This is a genomic window from Buttiauxella sp. B2 (genome assembly GCF_006376615.1).
In the GTDB taxonomy this organism is placed as follows: domain Bacteria; phylum Pseudomonadota; class Gammaproteobacteria; order Enterobacterales; family Enterobacteriaceae; genus Buttiauxella.
In genome coordinates this window covers 122,472-139,230 of record NZ_VEXQ01000012.1, presented here as the reverse complement: position 1 = coordinate 139,230, position 16,759 = coordinate 122,472, and the positions used below count along the sequence as shown (strand labels likewise).

Here is a 16,759-nt window from a genome sequence, read left to right as displayed (position 1 = left end):
GTCATTCGCTCCACTCAAACAGGTTTGATGCCAGCCGCTAACAGCGCCTGCTCAAACTTATCGAGGAAAATAGCCAGCTCATCGTTGGTGATAAGCAACGAAGGCAACAGACGCAGTACGCAACCATTACGGCCACCACGTTCCAGAATCAGCCCAGCTTTGAAGCAGTTTTTCTGCAGCAATGCGGACAGCTCAGCATCAGCTGGGTAGCAACCCATGTGATCTTTAGCTTCGTTCGGTTTAACAATCTCAATACCAATCATTAAGCCCAGACCACGAACCTGGCCGATGACCGGGTAACGTTTCTGCAAATCAGCCAGTTTGCCTTTCAGCCACTCGCCTTGCGCAGCAACTTTGTCAGCAATCTTGTTTTCAGTCAGATGCTTCAGCGTTGTCAGGCCGGTTGCCATCGCCAGTTGGTTACCACGGAAAGTTCCGGTGTGATGGCCTGGTGACCATGCATCGAACTCTTTCTTAATACCCAAGACTGCCAGTGGTAAGCCGCCACCAACTGCTTTAGACATAACAATGATGTCTGGCTCAATACCCGCGTGTTCATAAGCAAACAGTTTACCGGTACGGCAGAAACCAGCCTGAACTTCATCGATAATCAGCAGAATGCCGTGTTCCTGAGTCACTTTGCGAATGCGCTGCAACCACTCAGCAGGAGCCGGGTTAACACCGCCCTCACCTTGAACCGCTTCCAGAATGACTGCAGCAGGTTTACGCACGCCACTCTCAACGTCGTTGATCAGATTTTCGAAGTAATAGGTTAATGCTTTAACGCCAGCTTCACCGCCAATACCCAGCGGGCAGCGGTACTGATGTGGGTAAGGCATAAACTGGACTTCAGGCATCATGCCATCAACCGCTTCTTTCGGTGACAGGTTACCTGTTACTGAAAGCGCGCCATGAGTCATGCCGTGATAACCGCCGGAGAAGCTGATGATACCTGCACGGCCGGTCACTTTTTTAGCCAGTTTCAGCGCAGCTTCTACCGCATCCGCACCGGATGGGCCAGTAAACTGCAGGCAATACTCTTTACCCTGTCCAGGTAATAAAGAGAGAAGATATTCGGAGAACTGATCTTTCAACGGGGTTGTCAGATCCAGTGTATGTAACGGCAAGCCGCTGGTAATGACATTTTGGATGCTTTGCAGCACGTCAGGATGGTTATGTCCAAGTGCAAGCGTACCGGCACCAGCCAGGCAATCAAGATATTGATTATTCTCAACATCGGTGATCCAGACGCCATTGGCCTTCGCAATTGCTAACGGCAATTTGCGTGGATAACTGCGAACATTCGATTCAAATTCAGCCTGTCTGGCTAAATATGTTTCATTGCTACCATTTAATGAATTAGCACCTAAACTGTCAATACGGACTTTATCCGTCATCATATCTCTCCCACAACCGCTAGATCGTTTATTAGCAGTTGATGTAATGAATGTAGAAAAACTGAGCACTGTGTAAAAAACGCCGCCAATATAGGTTCTTTTCTCTCTCTACTCAATATTTTATTTTACTCACGTCACTATGTTGTCTTAATGTTTTTATCTTGTATTTATTATATGAAAATCATAGCGTTATCCACCAATCAGCCGTAAATGCTGAAAATTTTCATTTGTGAAGATATAAAAATTGCAAATTAGCCATTTTGAAGCGTAAATCAGCATCTTTTACGCGAGCGAGGTGTGGCACAAACAAGCATTTTTGTGCGTTAAGACACAGATAAACACAATTTTTAGTGGGCAGATCATTCTGAAGAGAAATAATCCCTTAAAAATTATAAGAGGAAAGGCTTTAATAGAATAAAAACTAAACGCTGTCATTGTTTGAATTGAATGGCTGAGAAATAACCTTCTATTTTAAATGTTATGTCAACGCACATTAATAATACGTAAACATAACAAACATCTAGTTCTTAGGATGATGAGTTGAATTACTTCTTCATCCACTGGCCGTTAAGTCCGCGCACATATTCACCTGCCGGTGCCCGTGCCACCAGTTTCCGCCCGGCAAGTTCAGCAACTTGATCCGCCGAGATATTGTTGCTGTCAGCCAGCTTCTGATAATTTTCAGCGCGCGCTTCGTTAATGCTTTTCACCAAGGCCAGTGTTTCCTGGTCTTGTTTGATTGGCGCAATGTAACCACTTAATGTTTCCCCTACACGCCCTTGCTGGCGTGCTTCGGTTAGCGTCAATGCCATTAAAGGTTGGCTAAACATTAAACTCGCCAGTAAAACACCTTTCACGATATTTTTCATGAGACTCACTCCTGACCGAACAAGTCACTGCGATTTTTAAGCAACGTCTCAACGTCTTTATCCACTTTAATATGAATCTCATGCTCAATTTTTACATTCATATTAATGGTGATAGGTTCTTTGGGTGCCGCAACTTCGATTCGCGGCGTGCACCCTGTTAGCGTTGAAATGCCTGTTGCCAGCAGTGTGGCGATGACGATTCTCATTGTGTTTCCTCACAAGCTTTATCGCGTATCTGACAACGCACATCCGGCAGTGCGGTATGTTGCTCAAGCCAGGTTTGCAAATTATCCCCAAAACGCAGGCTGCGCCAAAGCGTAAAGAGGTTTTCCTGATGGCTGTAATTCAGCCGTACCACATTCCTTTTCCCTTCAACCTGGCTTGTGCCCTGCACATTCGCCCGTAACGTTAACCCACCAAGGTTATCTAAATTTATCCTGGTCCAGGAATGAGAAATTTCCATATAACGCAACCAGTTAACTGCCACACCAGCGGCAATATTATTCTCAACAATGGCATCCGCCATGTCTTTATCAAGGCGTAATGTCAGTGGCCCAGGGTTTGACAGCCAACCGTCTTTAATTATCCATTGAGGATGGTTGAGCCACAGCGGCAAGCCGCCATTCACCCGCCCGGACATCGTGAACTGTTTAGGGTTAACCGCTGTTATCAATTCGCTTGAAGATATATTTTCTAAGCGTAGCAAGGCCGCGTCATGTTGTGGCATGCGTAACTGCTGCATACGCAGTTTTCCACCAAGAATATCGACGTTGACGTCACTGAGCGTCAGCGGTTGTTTCTCACTCCACGGATACCAGCCTTCGAGATCAGCCGTAATATTGGTGGAAGTGACCTGATTTTTCACTTCGGCAATGCGTAACGTTACCGGGCCGTCCGTTCCCAGGCGCCAGGTACTGTTGCTAAAGCGGAAAGGCAGGACGAAGTCCACACCGTTGATTTGGTTATCTGGCATCCAGACACTGCCGTTTTTCACCACAGCATGTCCTCCGGCTTCAAACCCCTGCCCACTCGCGGCAGAAAATGCGACTTGTGAATATAATGAGCCGTCTTTTAAAGTCATTTTCCAGTCGGCTGGAATAAGCGACTGGAATACCGCCAATCCTTGCTGCGGCCACCAGGCGTTACCGCGCAGACGAATGCCATCCCAGCGGCCATTGACGCGCACCGGCCCAATTGCTTCTGCTCGCAGTTCACCTTTGTACTGGAAAAATGACGGGTCAATGCCATCGACACTGAAGGATAATGTTGACGGTGGAAGTGTGCTACCACCACTAAAGGTGGTTTGCCCTGCGTTGAGCGTAAACGCGCCTTTGAACGATGGTGCTGACTGCGCGCGTTGCCAATGAAGCGGGCCATCCAGTTTCAGTCGCGGGGTGGTTATCAGCATCGAGCCGTACTCGAGCTTGTCAAAACCTGTTGATAGAGAACTAAGTTCAATCCGGTTGTCGCGCCATTCCCCTTGCCCGCGCACATCCCATTTGGCCTGCATCGGAGTGAACGCGCCATTTCCCCAGTACTTCCACTGCCATAAACCTGCATCCGGCAAAAAGTTATCCGCTTTGCCGTCAAGATGGAGCACGAAGTCGCCCATCTTATTTTCATGAGCGCGGACGATGGCCTGCAATCGCCCGTCAACACCGTGCCGCGAAACGCTAACACCCGCCAGCGGCCAGCGAATTTCATCGACATCAAGCGAGTCGATAATGCGCCCACGCGAACGTAACAGCGCACCTGGTTTGAACAACAATTTAGGGTCGGCAATTGCGCCGCTAAGTTCCCCTGGCAACACCGCGTAAAACACCATTCCATCTTGTTTGGCTTCGCCGGTTAATTGCAACGGCAGCGAGCTATTAATCGTACTGATTTTACCGGGGCCAATATTTAATACCGCGTTTCCTTTCCCAGCACTGCCCTGTGTGATGACATTCATCCGCCCGCTAATCACGGCATTTTCCAGACCCTGTCTCCAGTCATTAACCTGTAATGAAATACCGCCACGCAGCGGGAAACCGGCATACGGCCAGAACCACTGCCCGCCATTAACTTCAAAAATAGTGTTGCTGACGGTCCAGGGCAGCGCAAGGAGAGGCTCATGCGCATTCGGTGTAGCCACCCTGATTGCCCCTTGTGCCTCATTCCAGTCCAGCACGACATCAACCAACTCAGATTCCTGTGGGATACGCAATTTCGTGGCGAGATGGCCCTTTTCCGGTAAGTTGTCAGTAATAGCCGGCAACGTAACCGTACCTGCCAACTCCAGCGGTTCCATACCTGCCAGCGCCTGAACTTTTAATTTTTGCAACGCTAAGATCTGGCCGTTTAACTGCGCATCAACGCTTAATGATGGGCCGTCATAGTGCACAGATTGTTGCTCAGGCCTGAGGGAAAGGCGCAAGGCACCGGAGAATTGTTGAAACGGGGTAATATTGACCCTATCTATAGTTAAGAGACTTTCGGGTAATAACGATTGCCACTCATTCAGCGTTCTCGGCGCGGCTGGCGCTGACGAGTCGAGAGGGATTTTACTGATGCAATCAACATTAAGATTAAGTTGATCAAGATGAAGACGCCAACGCTGTGGATGGCTGAGCGTTGCATCCTTAATTGTCGCAAGTTCGCAGTCCCCGGCCAGATAGCGCAGATCAGGAACGATTATCGCCCCACGCGTAAATCGCGGGCTCGCTTCCATGGCGATTTTCGTCCCTTGTGGCAGCCAGATTCCGGCAAGCGTAGGTAGCCAATGGGCTATAGTCATCAAGAGCGTTAACGGCAGCAGAATGAGTATCAGCACCAACGCAATAATGGCTTTATATTTACCCTTCATGGGCGGTTAATATCCTGATTCAGCGACAATTTAAGACGACATATGCGATGATTCTTGCATTATTCGGACCGGGCGTGAAGACATTGCCTGGTTTAAGCGCAGCCAACCTTGAGTTAGCAGTAGAATTTCCTGCTTAAAAATAAATTTTAGAAATTGTAAGAATTTTTTAAGCATGCTAATTTTACACTAATATCATTCTGGAGATAAGTCTCATGAAACTGGCAGTGTACAGCACAAAACAGTACGACAAAAAGTATCTGGAGCAGGTTAACAATGAATATGGCTTTGATCTTGAATTTTATGACTTCTTGTTAACTGAAAAAACAGCCAAAACCGCTCATGGTTGCGAAGGGGTTTGTATCTTCGTTAATGACGACGGCAGCCGCCCTGTACTTGAAGAGTTAAAAAAGCAGGGTGTGAAGTTTATCGCACTGCGCTGCGCGGGCTTTAACAACGTTGATTTAGATGCCGCCAAAGAATTAGGAATGCCCGTAGTACGCGTTCCGGCCTATTCACCTGAAGCCGTAGCAGAACATGCTCTCGGCATGATGATGTGCCTGAACCGTCGTATTCACCGCGCTTATCAACGTACCCGTGATGCTAACTTCTCTCTTGAAGGGCTGACCGGTTTTACTATGTACGGCAAAACCGCAGGTGTGATTGGCACCGGGAAAATTGGTATTGCTGCGCTGAGAATATTGAAAGGGTTCGGTATGCGCTTGTTAGCGTTTGACCCATACCCGAGTGCAGCAGCACTTGAGCTCGGTGTGGAATATGTCGATTTGCCAACGTTGTTTGCGGAGTCAGACATTATTTCATTGCACTGTCCGCTGACACCAGAAAACTACCATTTGCTCAACCATTCTGCGTTTGAGCAAATGAAAGATGGCGTGATGATCATCAACACCAGCCGTGGTGCGTTGATTGATTCGCAAGCTGCCATTGATGCACTGAAAAACCAAAAAATTGGCGCGTTGGGCTTGGACGTTTACGAGAACGAACGCGATTTGTTCTTTGAAGATAAATCTAATGACGTGATTCAGGATGACGTATTCCGTCGCCTGTCGGCCTGCCATAACGTGCTGTTTACCGGCCACCAGGCATTCCTGACTGCGGAAGCGTTAACCAGTATTTCTGAAACAACTCTGGAAAACTTGCGGCAGTTAGAAAACGGTGAACCTTGCCCTAACCAGGTAAACTAGTTTCATCCAGAACGCCATCACCAAGGCCCTCTCGCTCGAGGGCTTTTTGGTTTTGTGTTCTCCTTTTCCCTGAGGGAGAACGCCGGGATGAGGGAGTTTTAAGATAATCCTTAAAGAATCACGCCCCGCTTTTTGCCAAAGTGGCACCAACTCATTGATGAAACGAATAACTTAAGGAAAAGAAATGAAAAAATTAGCTTCCCTCGCATTGGCTGCCATGGTGTTGGCAGGTTGCGCACAATCTGGTGATAAATCGACAGTCACCGCGCAAGATCTGCAACATCATCGCTATGTGCTGCAAACCGTAGACGGCAAACCGCTCACTGGCATTAATCGTATGCCTGAGCTGAGCTTCGGTGAAAATATGCATATTTCGGGTGCGATGTGTAACCGCTTTATGGGTCAGGCGACGCTTGAAGGCGATACGCTAAAAGCAAAAGGTCTGGGAATGACCATGATGATGTGTGCTGAGCCGCAGCTTAACGGGCTGGACCACATGATTAACGACATGCTAACCACAGGTGCAAAAGTCGGTTTGGATCCGCAACAACTGACGCTTAAAACCAGCCAGCATACCTTAGTTTATAAACTGGCCGATCTGGTCAACTGATTCGACTAGTACGCACCACACGTTCCGGCGGCAAGCGCATTCTCACTACAGCGTTTGCCGTTGGGCATCGCGCACATACCGGTTGCCGACCCATCTAACTGACGAGCAACACTCAGCGTCCCACCAATCATTGCACAACTCGCCTGCCCTTGATTAGACATTGCCGCGCGCATACCCGGTGGCACGTGAGCCGCGGTGGCTTGTTGAGGTGGTTCATTACTACTGCATGCAGAAAGCATTGATGTTGATAACAACAGTGCGGCACAACCCGCTAAAAACGCAGCGCGCATTACTCTTCTCCCCCTGAACGTTGCAAAACCTAAGAATCATAAGCGCTCGCGCTGTGTTCCGTCGAGGCCGCAGAGCAATAAAAAGTATGTGATTTTGCAAGGCAGATCACTTTATTGCATAAAACTTCGCCAACCACTCTTTACACGACCTCAATCAAAGCCAAACGCAGGACACAAAAGCGAAAATCACCTTTTGTGGGGTTTGCTAGAATTAAAAGATTATTCTTCGGCTCGCCTCTGTCATGTGGGCCTTTTCGCTTTTATTGTTGCGCAATGTAAGGGTGTCTCAATGATCACAATCGACGGCAATGGTGCAGTGGCCTCTGTGGCGTATCGCGCCAGCGAAGTCATCGCCATCTACCCGATAACTCCCAGTTCTACCATGGCAGAACTTGCTGATGCCTGGTCTGGTGACGGCCTTAAAAACATTTGGGGCGATACGCCACGTGTTGTAGAAATGCAGTCTGAAGCGGGCGCGATTGCCACGGTTCACGGCGCGCTGCAAACCGGTGCCCTTTCCACCTCGTTTACTTCATCGCAGGGTTTACTGCTGATGATCCCGACGCTCTACAAACTGGCAGGGCAATTAACGCCGTTTGTACTGCATGTGGCGGCGCGAACTATCGCAACCCACGCGCTATCTATTTTTGGCGACCACTCAGATGTGATGGCCATTCGTCAGACCGGTTGCGCCATGTTATGTGCCAGCAGCGTACAAGAAGCACAAGACTTCGCGCTAATTTCACACATTGCCACCCTAAAAAGCCGCGTACCTTTTATTCATTTCTTCGACGGATTCCGCACTTCGCATGAAATCAACAAAATCGTCCCGCTGGCCGACAGTACGATTCTGGAATTATTGCCGCAAAAAGAGATAGATGAACACCGCGCCCGCGCACTGAATCCTGAACATCCGGTGATTCGCGGCACATCTGCCAATCCAGATACCTATTTCCAGTCCCGCGAAGCCAGCAACTTGTGGTATGACGCGGTGTATGAGCATGTTGAACAAGCGATGGACAGCTTTGCCACTGCCACAGGCCGCCAATATCGTCCGTTTGAATACTACGGTCACCCGCAGGCCGAACGCGTCATTATCCTGATGGGTTCAGCCATTGGCACGTGTGAAGAAGTAGTCGATGAATTACTGACTCGAGGCGAAAAAGTGGGCGTGCTTAAAGTTCGCCTGTTCCGCCCTTTCTCAGCCGACCATTTATTAGCGGTTCTACCGGAAACTGCGCGTCAGATTGCTGTGCTTGACCGCACTAAAGAACCGGGTGCGCTGGCAGAACCGCTGTATCTCGATGTCATGACATCACTTGCCGAAGCCTTTAATCGTGGTGAACGTGAAACACTGCCCCGCGTGATTGGCGGACGTTACGGTCTTTCTTCCAAAGAATTTGGCCCAGAGTGTGTGTTGGCCGTATTCAACGAACTCAGCCAATCGAAACCGCGCCCACGTTTCACTGTTGGGATTTACGATGACGTCACTAATTTGTCGTTACCGTTACCCGAAAACACCCTGCCAAACCGCGCAAAACTCGAAGCGTTGTTCTATGGCCTGGGCAGTGACGGTAGCGTCTCGGCAACCAAAAACAACATCAAAATCATTGGGAATTCGACACCGTTTTTCACCCAGGGTTATTTCGTTTACGACTCGAAAAAGGCAGGTGGCCTGACGGTTTCCCACCTGCGTGTCAGTGAACATCCGATTAACTCGACTTACCTTATCGACCGCGCTGATTTTGTTGGCTGCCATCAGTTGCAGTTTATCGACAAATATCAAATGGCCGAACGGCTCAAACCCGGCGGTATTTTCCTGCTTAACACGCCTTACGGCGCGGACGAAGTGTGGCACCGTCTACCGCAAGAAGTTCAGGCGGTACTGAATCAGAAAAAAGCCCGTTTCTTTGTCGTCAATGCGGCGAAAATTGCCCGTGAATGCCATCTTGGTGCGCGCATCAACACCGTTATGCAAATGGCGTTTTTCCATCTCACCAATATTCTGCCCGGCGACAGCGCACTCGCGGAGTTGCAGGGTGCGATAGCCAAAAGCTACAGCAGCAAAGGTCAGGAGCTGGTGGAACGCAACTGGCAGGCGTTAGCACTTGCGCGTGAATCACTGGCGGAAGTGACGTTGCAAGACGTGAACGAAACCAGCCCGATGCGTCCACCGGTAGTTTCTGACGCAGCACCTGATTTCGTTAAAACTGTTACCGCCGCGATGCTTGCCGGATTGGGTGACGCACTGCCCGTTTCCGCGCTTCCACCCGATGGCACCTGGCCAATGGGCACCACGAAGTGGGAAAAACGCAATATCGCCGAAGAAATTCCAATCTGGAAACCGGACATTTGCACTCAGTGTAACCACTGTGTTGCTGCCTGCCCGCACTCGGCAATCCGCGCTAAAGTCGTGCAGCCAGAAGCCATGGAAAATGCCCCTGCCTCACTACAATCGCTGGATGTGAAGTCCCGCGATATGCGTGGGCAGAAATACATATTGCAGGTTGCACCTGAAGATTGCACCGGCTGCAATCTGTGCGTGGAAGTTTGCCCAGCGAAAGACCGCCAGAACCCCGAAATCAAGGCCATCAACATGATGTCGCGCCTTGAACATGTAGAAGAAGAAAAAGAAAATTACGATTTCTTCCTCAAACTGCCGGAAATGGACCGCACCAGTCTCGAGCGTATTGATATCCGCACCTCCCAATTGCTGACGCCGCTGTTTGAATATTCCGGTGCGTGCTCTGGCTGTGGCGAAACACCGTATATCAAGCTGCTGACCCAGTTGTATGGCGACCGCATGTTGATTGCCAACGCCACTGGCTGTTCGTCGATTTATGGCGGTAATTTGCCTTCAACGCCGTATACCACCGATGCCAATGGGCGCGGCCCAGCTTGGGCAAACTCACTGTTTGAAGATAACGCCGAATTTGGCCTTGGTTTCCGTCTGACCGTCGATCAGCATCGTGCCCGCGTGATGCGTTTGGTCGATAAGTTTGCTGATAAACTTCCAGCGGAGTTGAATGAGCAGCTTCACGCTCAAGCCTCACCAGAAGTGCGCCGCGAGCAGATTGTCGCATTGCGCCAGCATTTGGCGAATATCGACGACCCGGACGCACGCCAGTTAATAACCGATGCGGATGCGATGGTAGAGAAATCTATCTGGCTGATTGGCGGTGACGGTTGGGCGTACGATATCGGTTTTGGCGGCCTCGACCACGTGTTGAGCCTGACCGAGAACGTCAATATTCTGGTGCTGGATACACAGTGTTATTCAAACACAGGCGGTCAGGCGTCGAAAGCCACGCCGCTTGGCGCGGTGACTAAGTTTGGCGAACATGGCAAGCGCAAAGCGCGTAAAGATCTCGGTGTCAGCATGATGATGTACGGGCATGTTTATGTGGCACAGATTTCATTGGGCGCGCAGTTAAACCAGACTGTGAAAGCGATTCAGGAAGCTGAGGCTTATCCTGGCCCATCACTGATTATCGCCTACAGCCCATGTGAAGAACACGGCTACGATCTGGCGCTCAGTCACGATCAAATGCGTCAACTTACCGCCACTGGTTTCTGGCCACTTTATCGCTTCGACCCGCGTCGTGCCGATGAAGGAAAACTGCCGCTGGCGCTGGATTCCCGTCCACCGTCCGATGCATTGGCCGATACGCTGATGAAAGAACAGCGCTTCCGTCGCCTGAATGCGCAGCAGCCAGAAGTTGCCGAGCAGTTATGGAAAGACGCCGCTGTCGATTTGCAAAAACGCTACGATTTCCTGGCCCAAATGGCAGGTAAAGCGGAAAAAGCCGACAGCGAGTAATTGGGTAATGTCGGATGTCGCTCACGCTAATCCGACCTACTATGTCAAAACGTAGGGTGGATTAGCGCAAGCGACATCCACCACTCGTGTCACTTCTTAAAGCTGATGCGCACCACATCGTCTGGGCTGGTCGGTTCTTTTTCACGGCTGCCCGGCTGTTTCACACTAACGAACAACTGCTGTCCGTCTGGCGAAAGTGCGAGGCTGTTAGGCAGTGCAGGCGTATCGATTGTTTCCAGCACTTTGTAGCTTTTCGCATCAATCACGCTGACTTTACCTTCTTTGCGATGCGTCACGTAGATTTCATTACGCACTGGGTTGAACAACACATCCAGACCGAACGGCACATCAACTTTATTCAGCACTTTGCTGGTTTTGGTATCGACAACCAAGAGTTGCGGCGTTTGGGAATCGCTGATAAATGCGCGGTTAGTTGCAGGATCGAGCGCAATATTCAGATAAAAATGCTCACCTTCGGTATCGAGTTTGGTGCGCGAGATAACCTTGTTGGTTTTGCTGTCGATAACAATAAATTCGTTGTCGGCGTTGGTCATGTAGATACGTGCAGATTTCTCATCAATCGCAAGGCCCGTCGCCATTTTGCCCAGATCTTTGATCGTATCGCGCAACGTAAGCGTTGCGCCGTCAATCACCCACAACACGCTTGAATCACCCAAACCGCCCATATACAGCGTATTGGTGCCTTCGTTAACCACTAACTGGCGCGGCATTAGCGGGCGCGTGGTTTCTGTACGTTTGGTGTCATCCACCACTAACTGCTTAATCACATCGCCCGTTTTGCTGTTGATGGCCGTCACCGCACTGCTGGTGGTGTTGCCCAGGAACAGCGTACCCGTGGTTTTGTTGAACGCCACACCGAACGGCTTCAGGTTGTTATGAATTGCCTGTGTTACTTCAAGCGTTGCCGGATCAAGGCGATAAACTACCCCGCCTTTATCGAGTTTGCGGCTCTGGGACGTTGCAACATACAAAGCTGACTGGTCCGCACTGTACGCCATTTCATAGGCACCTTTGCCAACTGGCTTTCTTTCCATCGTGAAAGAGGTGTCAGCAAATAGTGAACTGGAAAACAGCAGGCTAGTGAGCATTAAAGCAGGCAGTGCGCGTAAACGGGTTTGTGGTAAAGCAGACATAAATATCCTTATCAACAGCAGGTGAATCTCTTTAGCTAACAATCCGTTAACTAAAGAGGTGAAATCTTGTTGTTGATATTAATTATCATTTTCACCGCTAAAAGTAAATGATTCTCATTTAAATAACCCCAAGCTAATACTCTTTGAATGCCATTGCAAAACTTGACATAAACAGGGGGCAGAGGCAGATAAACTTATATTCTTAAGCAGGAGTTTGGTGGGATAGATGGGCTGAATACTTAAGAATTCAGGGGCGCGATGGCCCCCCTGAAGTGTTCATTCTGGATGCGGAATACACCTGTAAACTTATACCTGTAAATAAACCACTTGAGTTTGCAGGTACTCATTAAGCCCGTGGCGTCCATCCGCCCCACCAATGCCCGATTTGCGCCAGCCGGCGTGGAAACCTTGCATCGCTTCAAAGTTCTCACGGTTAACGTAGGTTTCGCCGAATTTCAGACCCTTAATCGCTTTCATCGCAACATTTAAGTCACGTGTATAAACCGAAGATGTCAGGCCATAATCGCTGTCATTCGCCATCTCAAGCGCTTGTTCCAGCGTATCAAACGTTGTGACTGGCAGCACCGGGCCGAAGGTTTCATCATGCATAATGGTCATATCCTGGCGCACATCCACCAGCAGTGTTGGCGGGTAAAAATACCCTTTCCCATCTGGTGCTTTGCCACCCAACACTACACGCGCGCCTTCACTGACTGCACGAGCAACTTTCTGCTCTACGCGCTCCAGTGCAGCGGCGTTAATCAATGGCCCCATCGACACATCGTTACGCTCGCCGGTATCACCAAAGCTCACCTGTTTAAAGGCCTCACTCAGGCGAGTAATAAACTCATCGTAAATACCTTTTTGTACATACACGCGTTCAGCGCAGTTACACACTTGCCCGGTGTTAATCATTCGAGAATCGACAATCGCTTTCACCGCAATATCCAGATCAGCATCGTCCATCACGATGGCGGGTGCTTTACCGCCCAGTTCCAGACAAACTTTAGTGATGTTTTTCGCCGCTGCGGCCATGATTTTCTCACCAGCGCCCACGCTTCCGGTCATGCTGACCATCGCCACTTTCGGGTTGCCAGCCAGCTCCTGGCCTACCGTTTCGCCACGGCCTAAAACCAGGTTAAATACCCCTTTTGGCAGCCCGATATCATGAACAATTTCAGCAAACGCAATGGCGTTGTTTGGCGTGAATTCACTGGGTTTGATAACGATGGTATTACCGGTAATCAGCGCTGGCGCGAGTTTGCGGGCAATCAGGAAAAAGGGGAAGTTCCACGGCAAAATCCCGGTAGTCACGCCGAGCGCGCGTTTAAACACCAGAATGTTTTCACCAGGACGGTCACTTTGTAGGATTTCTCCTTCATAACGACGCGCCCATTCAGACATGTAATCGAGATAGTCAGCAGTAAACGCCACTTCCACCTCGGCTAACTGTTGCGTTTTACCGCCTTCAGCAACAATCAGCGCGCTAATTTCTTTTGCGCGGTCACGGATTCCCGCCGCGATTTTACGCAACCAGCCCGCTCGTTCGATAGCCGGTAAAGCCTCCCAACCCGCCTGCGCTTTTGCTGCTGCATCAATCGCATCACGCGCCTGCTGAGCGGAGCCGTCAGGAATACGTGAAATCAGCGCTTCGGTGGCAGGATTAATCACATCAATCCACTGCTCGCCCTGCCATTGAACAAATTGACCATCAATATACATTGGGTGTTGTACAGGTGCTGTCATGACCGGCTCCTTTGTGTTCACTGTGTTTGTTTCATTTATGTAAAATACTTGTGAACACTCTAAGCATCAAAAACAGCCACTCGGGCAAAATGGTCATGAACTGTGATGGCTCTCAATAAAAACAATGGAAAAGAGCCGCTTTTGCTACATTTCAGAAACATAAAAATGACCGTTTTCAGCGCACTCGGCAGAAAACGGTCATCTGAGGGGAAATTACAGCAATTAGCAAAGCGCGCTATAAACCGCGTTCATTCATTAAACGCGCCAGCGCAGTATCACTGACGAGAATTTCCCATGCATGCATGACTGCCGCTGGGATTTCAACATGGGTAATAAAATCACGGCCTTGCGGCCCATAACCCTGTACATCGTCTCTGATTCGCGGAATTTCCCCAAGCGCCAGAGAAATGTAGCGTGCAACCGGCCATAAACCCTTTTCATTCAGGGTAAACGTGGTCTGGGATTTATTACTCACCAGCACCGGAATAATACCAGGCCAACTTCGCCACTGCGGGATATGCGCGTCATCCTGCCAGATGCGTTCAAACGTCGCCACTGTGCGCAATTGCATGGTCGGATCCTGAATAATGATCACCCGATCGGGTGTGATGTTCTGCTGTTGCAAAAGCTGATGAGTGAAACGCGCGTTCTCACCACAGTTGGTGGATTTCTCTTCCGTGAGCACTTTTTCCGCCGGGATCTTCCAGAACTGAGTGGCAATGTCTTTGATAATTGCCGCTTCTGCGCGCCCGGTGGTGGGAATGGTGTTATAGAGCGGGTGTTTAGCAATGGCACCATACAAAAAGGTGGTTGAATGCCCGATACCACCCGTTATTACCAGCGGAATTTCGGTATTGGCAGCAAGCTGGCATGCCGCATCAATGGTGGGGATAACGGCATTGCCTGCGAGAATAATAAGGTCTGCATCAGAAACTGCAGGTGGTGCGGCAAACTCATTGTGAGAAAGCCACTTACCCAACGTATTAATAGCCTCAATGGTCGTTGCCTGCAAAGCTGGAAATGTTGTCATCAACATAACCCCTCCTTGTTAAAAACCAGCGCACATCATAACGCAGGTTAACTGCAGGCTATATAGGGAGGGTCTGAGTCCTGACCCGCCCTTATCCGCACATTCCTCGACGAACTCAGCAAGATGAATGCGATTTGGGTTAATGGCTAAGAAAATTGATAAATCCTCGTTTCCCAAGGATGCAGCCGATAGGTTTCATCCGCCTGCGGATAGTTCCCCAACACACACTTAGCCCCTTCCAGGCGCAAATCAGCACCTGACCAACGGGAAGATTTCGACGACATATTGCAAAGCACCACGAATTCGTCGCCTTCAAGTACGCGGCGGTACGCATAAATCTGTGTGTGGTCTTTCAGCTCTAGCACATAGCGTCCATAAATCAGCGTTCGTTCCTGTTTGCGTAACTGGATAAGTGCACGATAGAAATTCAGCACCGAATCCGGGTCTTGCTGCTGGCTGGCTACGTTTATCATCTCAAAATTGGCATTCACTTTGAGCCACGGTCTGGCGTCGCTAAAGCCCGCGTTCGGCCAGGCATTCCACTGCATTGGTGTGCGGGAATTGTCGCGTCCGGTGTTGGTCAGAAAAGCGATAATTTCTTCTTCGCTTTTGCCCTGTGCGGCCAGCTCACGCCACATATTTTTCGCTGACACGTCATCAAAATCGTCTAACCCTTCAAAACGGGTATTAGTCATGCCGATTTCTTGCCCCTGGTAGATAAACGGCGTGCCCTGCATCAGGAAATAGAGTGCGGCAATACAGGTGGTGCTTTCCCGCCAGTAGTGTTCGGTATCTCCCCAGCGCGAGGTAATACGCGTCAGGTCGTGGTTTTCCACATACAACGCATTCCAGCCTTTACCTTCCAGCACGTTCTGCCAGGCGGTGAAAATTTTCTTCAGCACCGCGGGTTCTGGGCGTAAACCTGCCTCCGGTTCCCATAAACGCACATGTTCAAACTGGAACACCATATTCAAACGCCCGCGATGTTCACCCACCCACTCTTCGGCATGTGGCGCATTCAGGCCATTTACTTCACCGACCGTCACAATATCGTAGTGTTGAAACACCTGCTGACTCATGTCATCGACGTAATCGAGCAACCCATCGTAGTTAAGATGGCTTTTCATAGATGGCACATAACGGAGATTGTCGGGATTGGGCACATCGGCAAGCGTCGGTTCTTTCTTCATATGGCAGATAGCATCAATGCGGAAGCCGTCGATGCCTTTATCAAGCCACCAGTGCATCATGCCGTACACAGCACGGCGTACATCGTGATTTTCCCAATTTAAATCGGGCTGACGGCGGGTAAAAAGATGCAGATAATACTGCCCGGTTTTCCGGTCGTATTCCCAGGTTGAACCTTTAAAGATCCCTTCCCAGTTGTTTGGCTCCGCGCCATTTTTACCGTCGCGCCAGGTATACCAGTCGCGTTTTGGGTTATCTCGCGAAGAACGGGACTCCAGGAACCACGGATGCTCATCCGACGTGTGATTAACCACCAGGTCGATAATCAGCCGCATCCCTCGAGCATGAACTTGTTCCAGAAGCCGGTCGAAATCCGCCATCGTGCCGAATTCCGCCATGATGTTCTGATAATCACTGATGTCATAGCCATTGTCGTCGTTAGGCGACTTGTACATCGGGCAGATCCATATCAGATTGATACCGAGATCTTTGAGGTAATCGAGTTTTTCAGTGATTCCATTCAGGTCGCCAATGCCATCACCGTTGCTGTCTTTAAAACTGCGCGGATATATCTGGTAGGCCACCGCTTCTTTCCACCAGTTTGCCAT

Annotated in this window: 12 protein-coding genes; 3 read left to right on the top strand and 9 right to left on the bottom strand. The window is 49.7% G+C overall.

The features are described from left to right. Window positions 1-14 precede the first annotated feature (14 nt). From FH968_RS14760 to FH968_RS14745, 4 genes are all read right to left on the bottom strand, one after another. The gene (locus FH968_RS14760) at window positions 15-1,400 is read right to left on the bottom strand and encodes a diaminobutyrate--2-oxoglutarate transaminase (RefSeq protein ID WP_139880716.1); all 1,386 of its coding nucleotides are present in this window, start codon (window positions 1,398-1,400) and stop codon (window positions 15-17) included. Window positions 1,401-1,942: 542 nt separating this feature from the next. Further along, complete coding sequence (locus tag FH968_RS14755) at window positions 1,943-2,266, bottom strand: YdbL family protein (RefSeq protein WP_139880714.1); 324 nt, start codon at window positions 2,264-2,266, stop codon at window positions 1,943-1,945. A 5-nt stretch (window positions 2,267-2,271) separates the two neighbouring features. After that, window positions 2,272-2,472: a YnbE family lipoprotein gene (locus tag FH968_RS14750; RefSeq protein WP_139880712.1), complete on the bottom strand. Its 201-nt coding sequence runs from the start codon at window positions 2,470-2,472 to the stop codon at window positions 2,272-2,274. Further along, window positions 2,469-5,111, bottom strand: coding sequence for a YdbH family protein (locus FH968_RS14745; protein ID WP_139880710.1), 2,643 nt, complete (start codon window positions 5,109-5,111; stop codon window positions 2,469-2,471). The genes FH968_RS14750 and FH968_RS14745 overlap by 4 nt, the downstream gene beginning before the upstream one ends. A gap of 212 nt (window positions 5,112-5,323) precedes the next feature. On the opposite strand from FH968_RS14745, the gene FH968_RS14740 reads away from it, so the two are divergent. Continuing rightward, window positions 5,324-6,313 carry a 2-hydroxyacid dehydrogenase gene (locus FH968_RS14740; protein WP_139880708.1) on the top strand — a complete coding sequence of 330 codons (990 nt, stop codon included), beginning with the start codon at window positions 5,324-5,326 and terminating at the stop codon, window positions 6,311-6,313. 184 nt (window positions 6,314-6,497) lie between these two features. Beyond that, window positions 6,498-6,923, top strand: a complete 426-nt coding sequence (gene hslJ, locus FH968_RS14735; RefSeq protein WP_139880706.1) for a heat shock protein HslJ — start codon at window positions 6,498-6,500, stop codon at window positions 6,921-6,923. 5 nt (window positions 6,924-6,928) lie between these two features. Here hslJ and FH968_RS14730 read toward each other — a convergent pair whose 3' ends face one another. After that, complete coding sequence (locus tag FH968_RS14730) at window positions 6,929-7,213, bottom strand: DUF333 domain-containing protein (RefSeq protein WP_139880704.1); 285 nt, start codon at window positions 7,211-7,213, stop codon at window positions 6,929-6,931. A gap of 289 nt (window positions 7,214-7,502) precedes the next feature. Between FH968_RS14730 and nifJ the strand changes: the two genes are divergently transcribed. Next, window positions 7,503-11,033 (top strand): pyruvate:ferredoxin (flavodoxin) oxidoreductase, encoded by a 3,531-nt coding sequence (gene nifJ / locus FH968_RS14725; protein ID WP_139880702.1) that lies wholly within the window; start codon window positions 7,503-7,505, stop codon window positions 11,031-11,033. 89 nt (window positions 11,034-11,122) lie between these two features. On the opposite strand, the gene FH968_RS14720 is transcribed toward nifJ, so the two are convergent. The 4 genes from FH968_RS14720 to FH968_RS14705 all read right to left on the bottom strand — a co-directional run bounded on the left by FH968_RS14720 (window position 11,123) and on the right by FH968_RS14705 (window position 16,759). Beyond that, the gene (locus FH968_RS14720) at window positions 11,123-12,187 is read right to left on the bottom strand and encodes a YncE family protein (protein ID WP_139880700.1); all 1,065 of its coding nucleotides are present in this window, start codon (window positions 12,185-12,187) and stop codon (window positions 11,123-11,125) included. A gap of 306 nt (window positions 12,188-12,493) precedes the next feature. Next, window positions 12,494-13,933: an aldehyde dehydrogenase gene (aldA, locus tag FH968_RS14715; protein WP_139880698.1), complete on the bottom strand. Its 1,440-nt coding sequence runs from the start codon at window positions 13,931-13,933 to the stop codon at window positions 12,494-12,496. A gap of 235 nt (window positions 13,934-14,168) precedes the next feature. Beyond that, complete coding sequence (locus FH968_RS14710; RefSeq protein ID WP_139880696.1) at window positions 14,169-14,969, bottom strand: YdcF family protein; 801 nt, start codon at window positions 14,967-14,969, stop codon at window positions 14,169-14,171. 140 nt (window positions 14,970-15,109) lie between these two features. After that, entirely contained in the window at window positions 15,110-16,759 is a 1,650-nt protein-coding gene (locus FH968_RS14705) for an alpha-glucosidase (RefSeq protein ID WP_139880694.1), read from the bottom strand.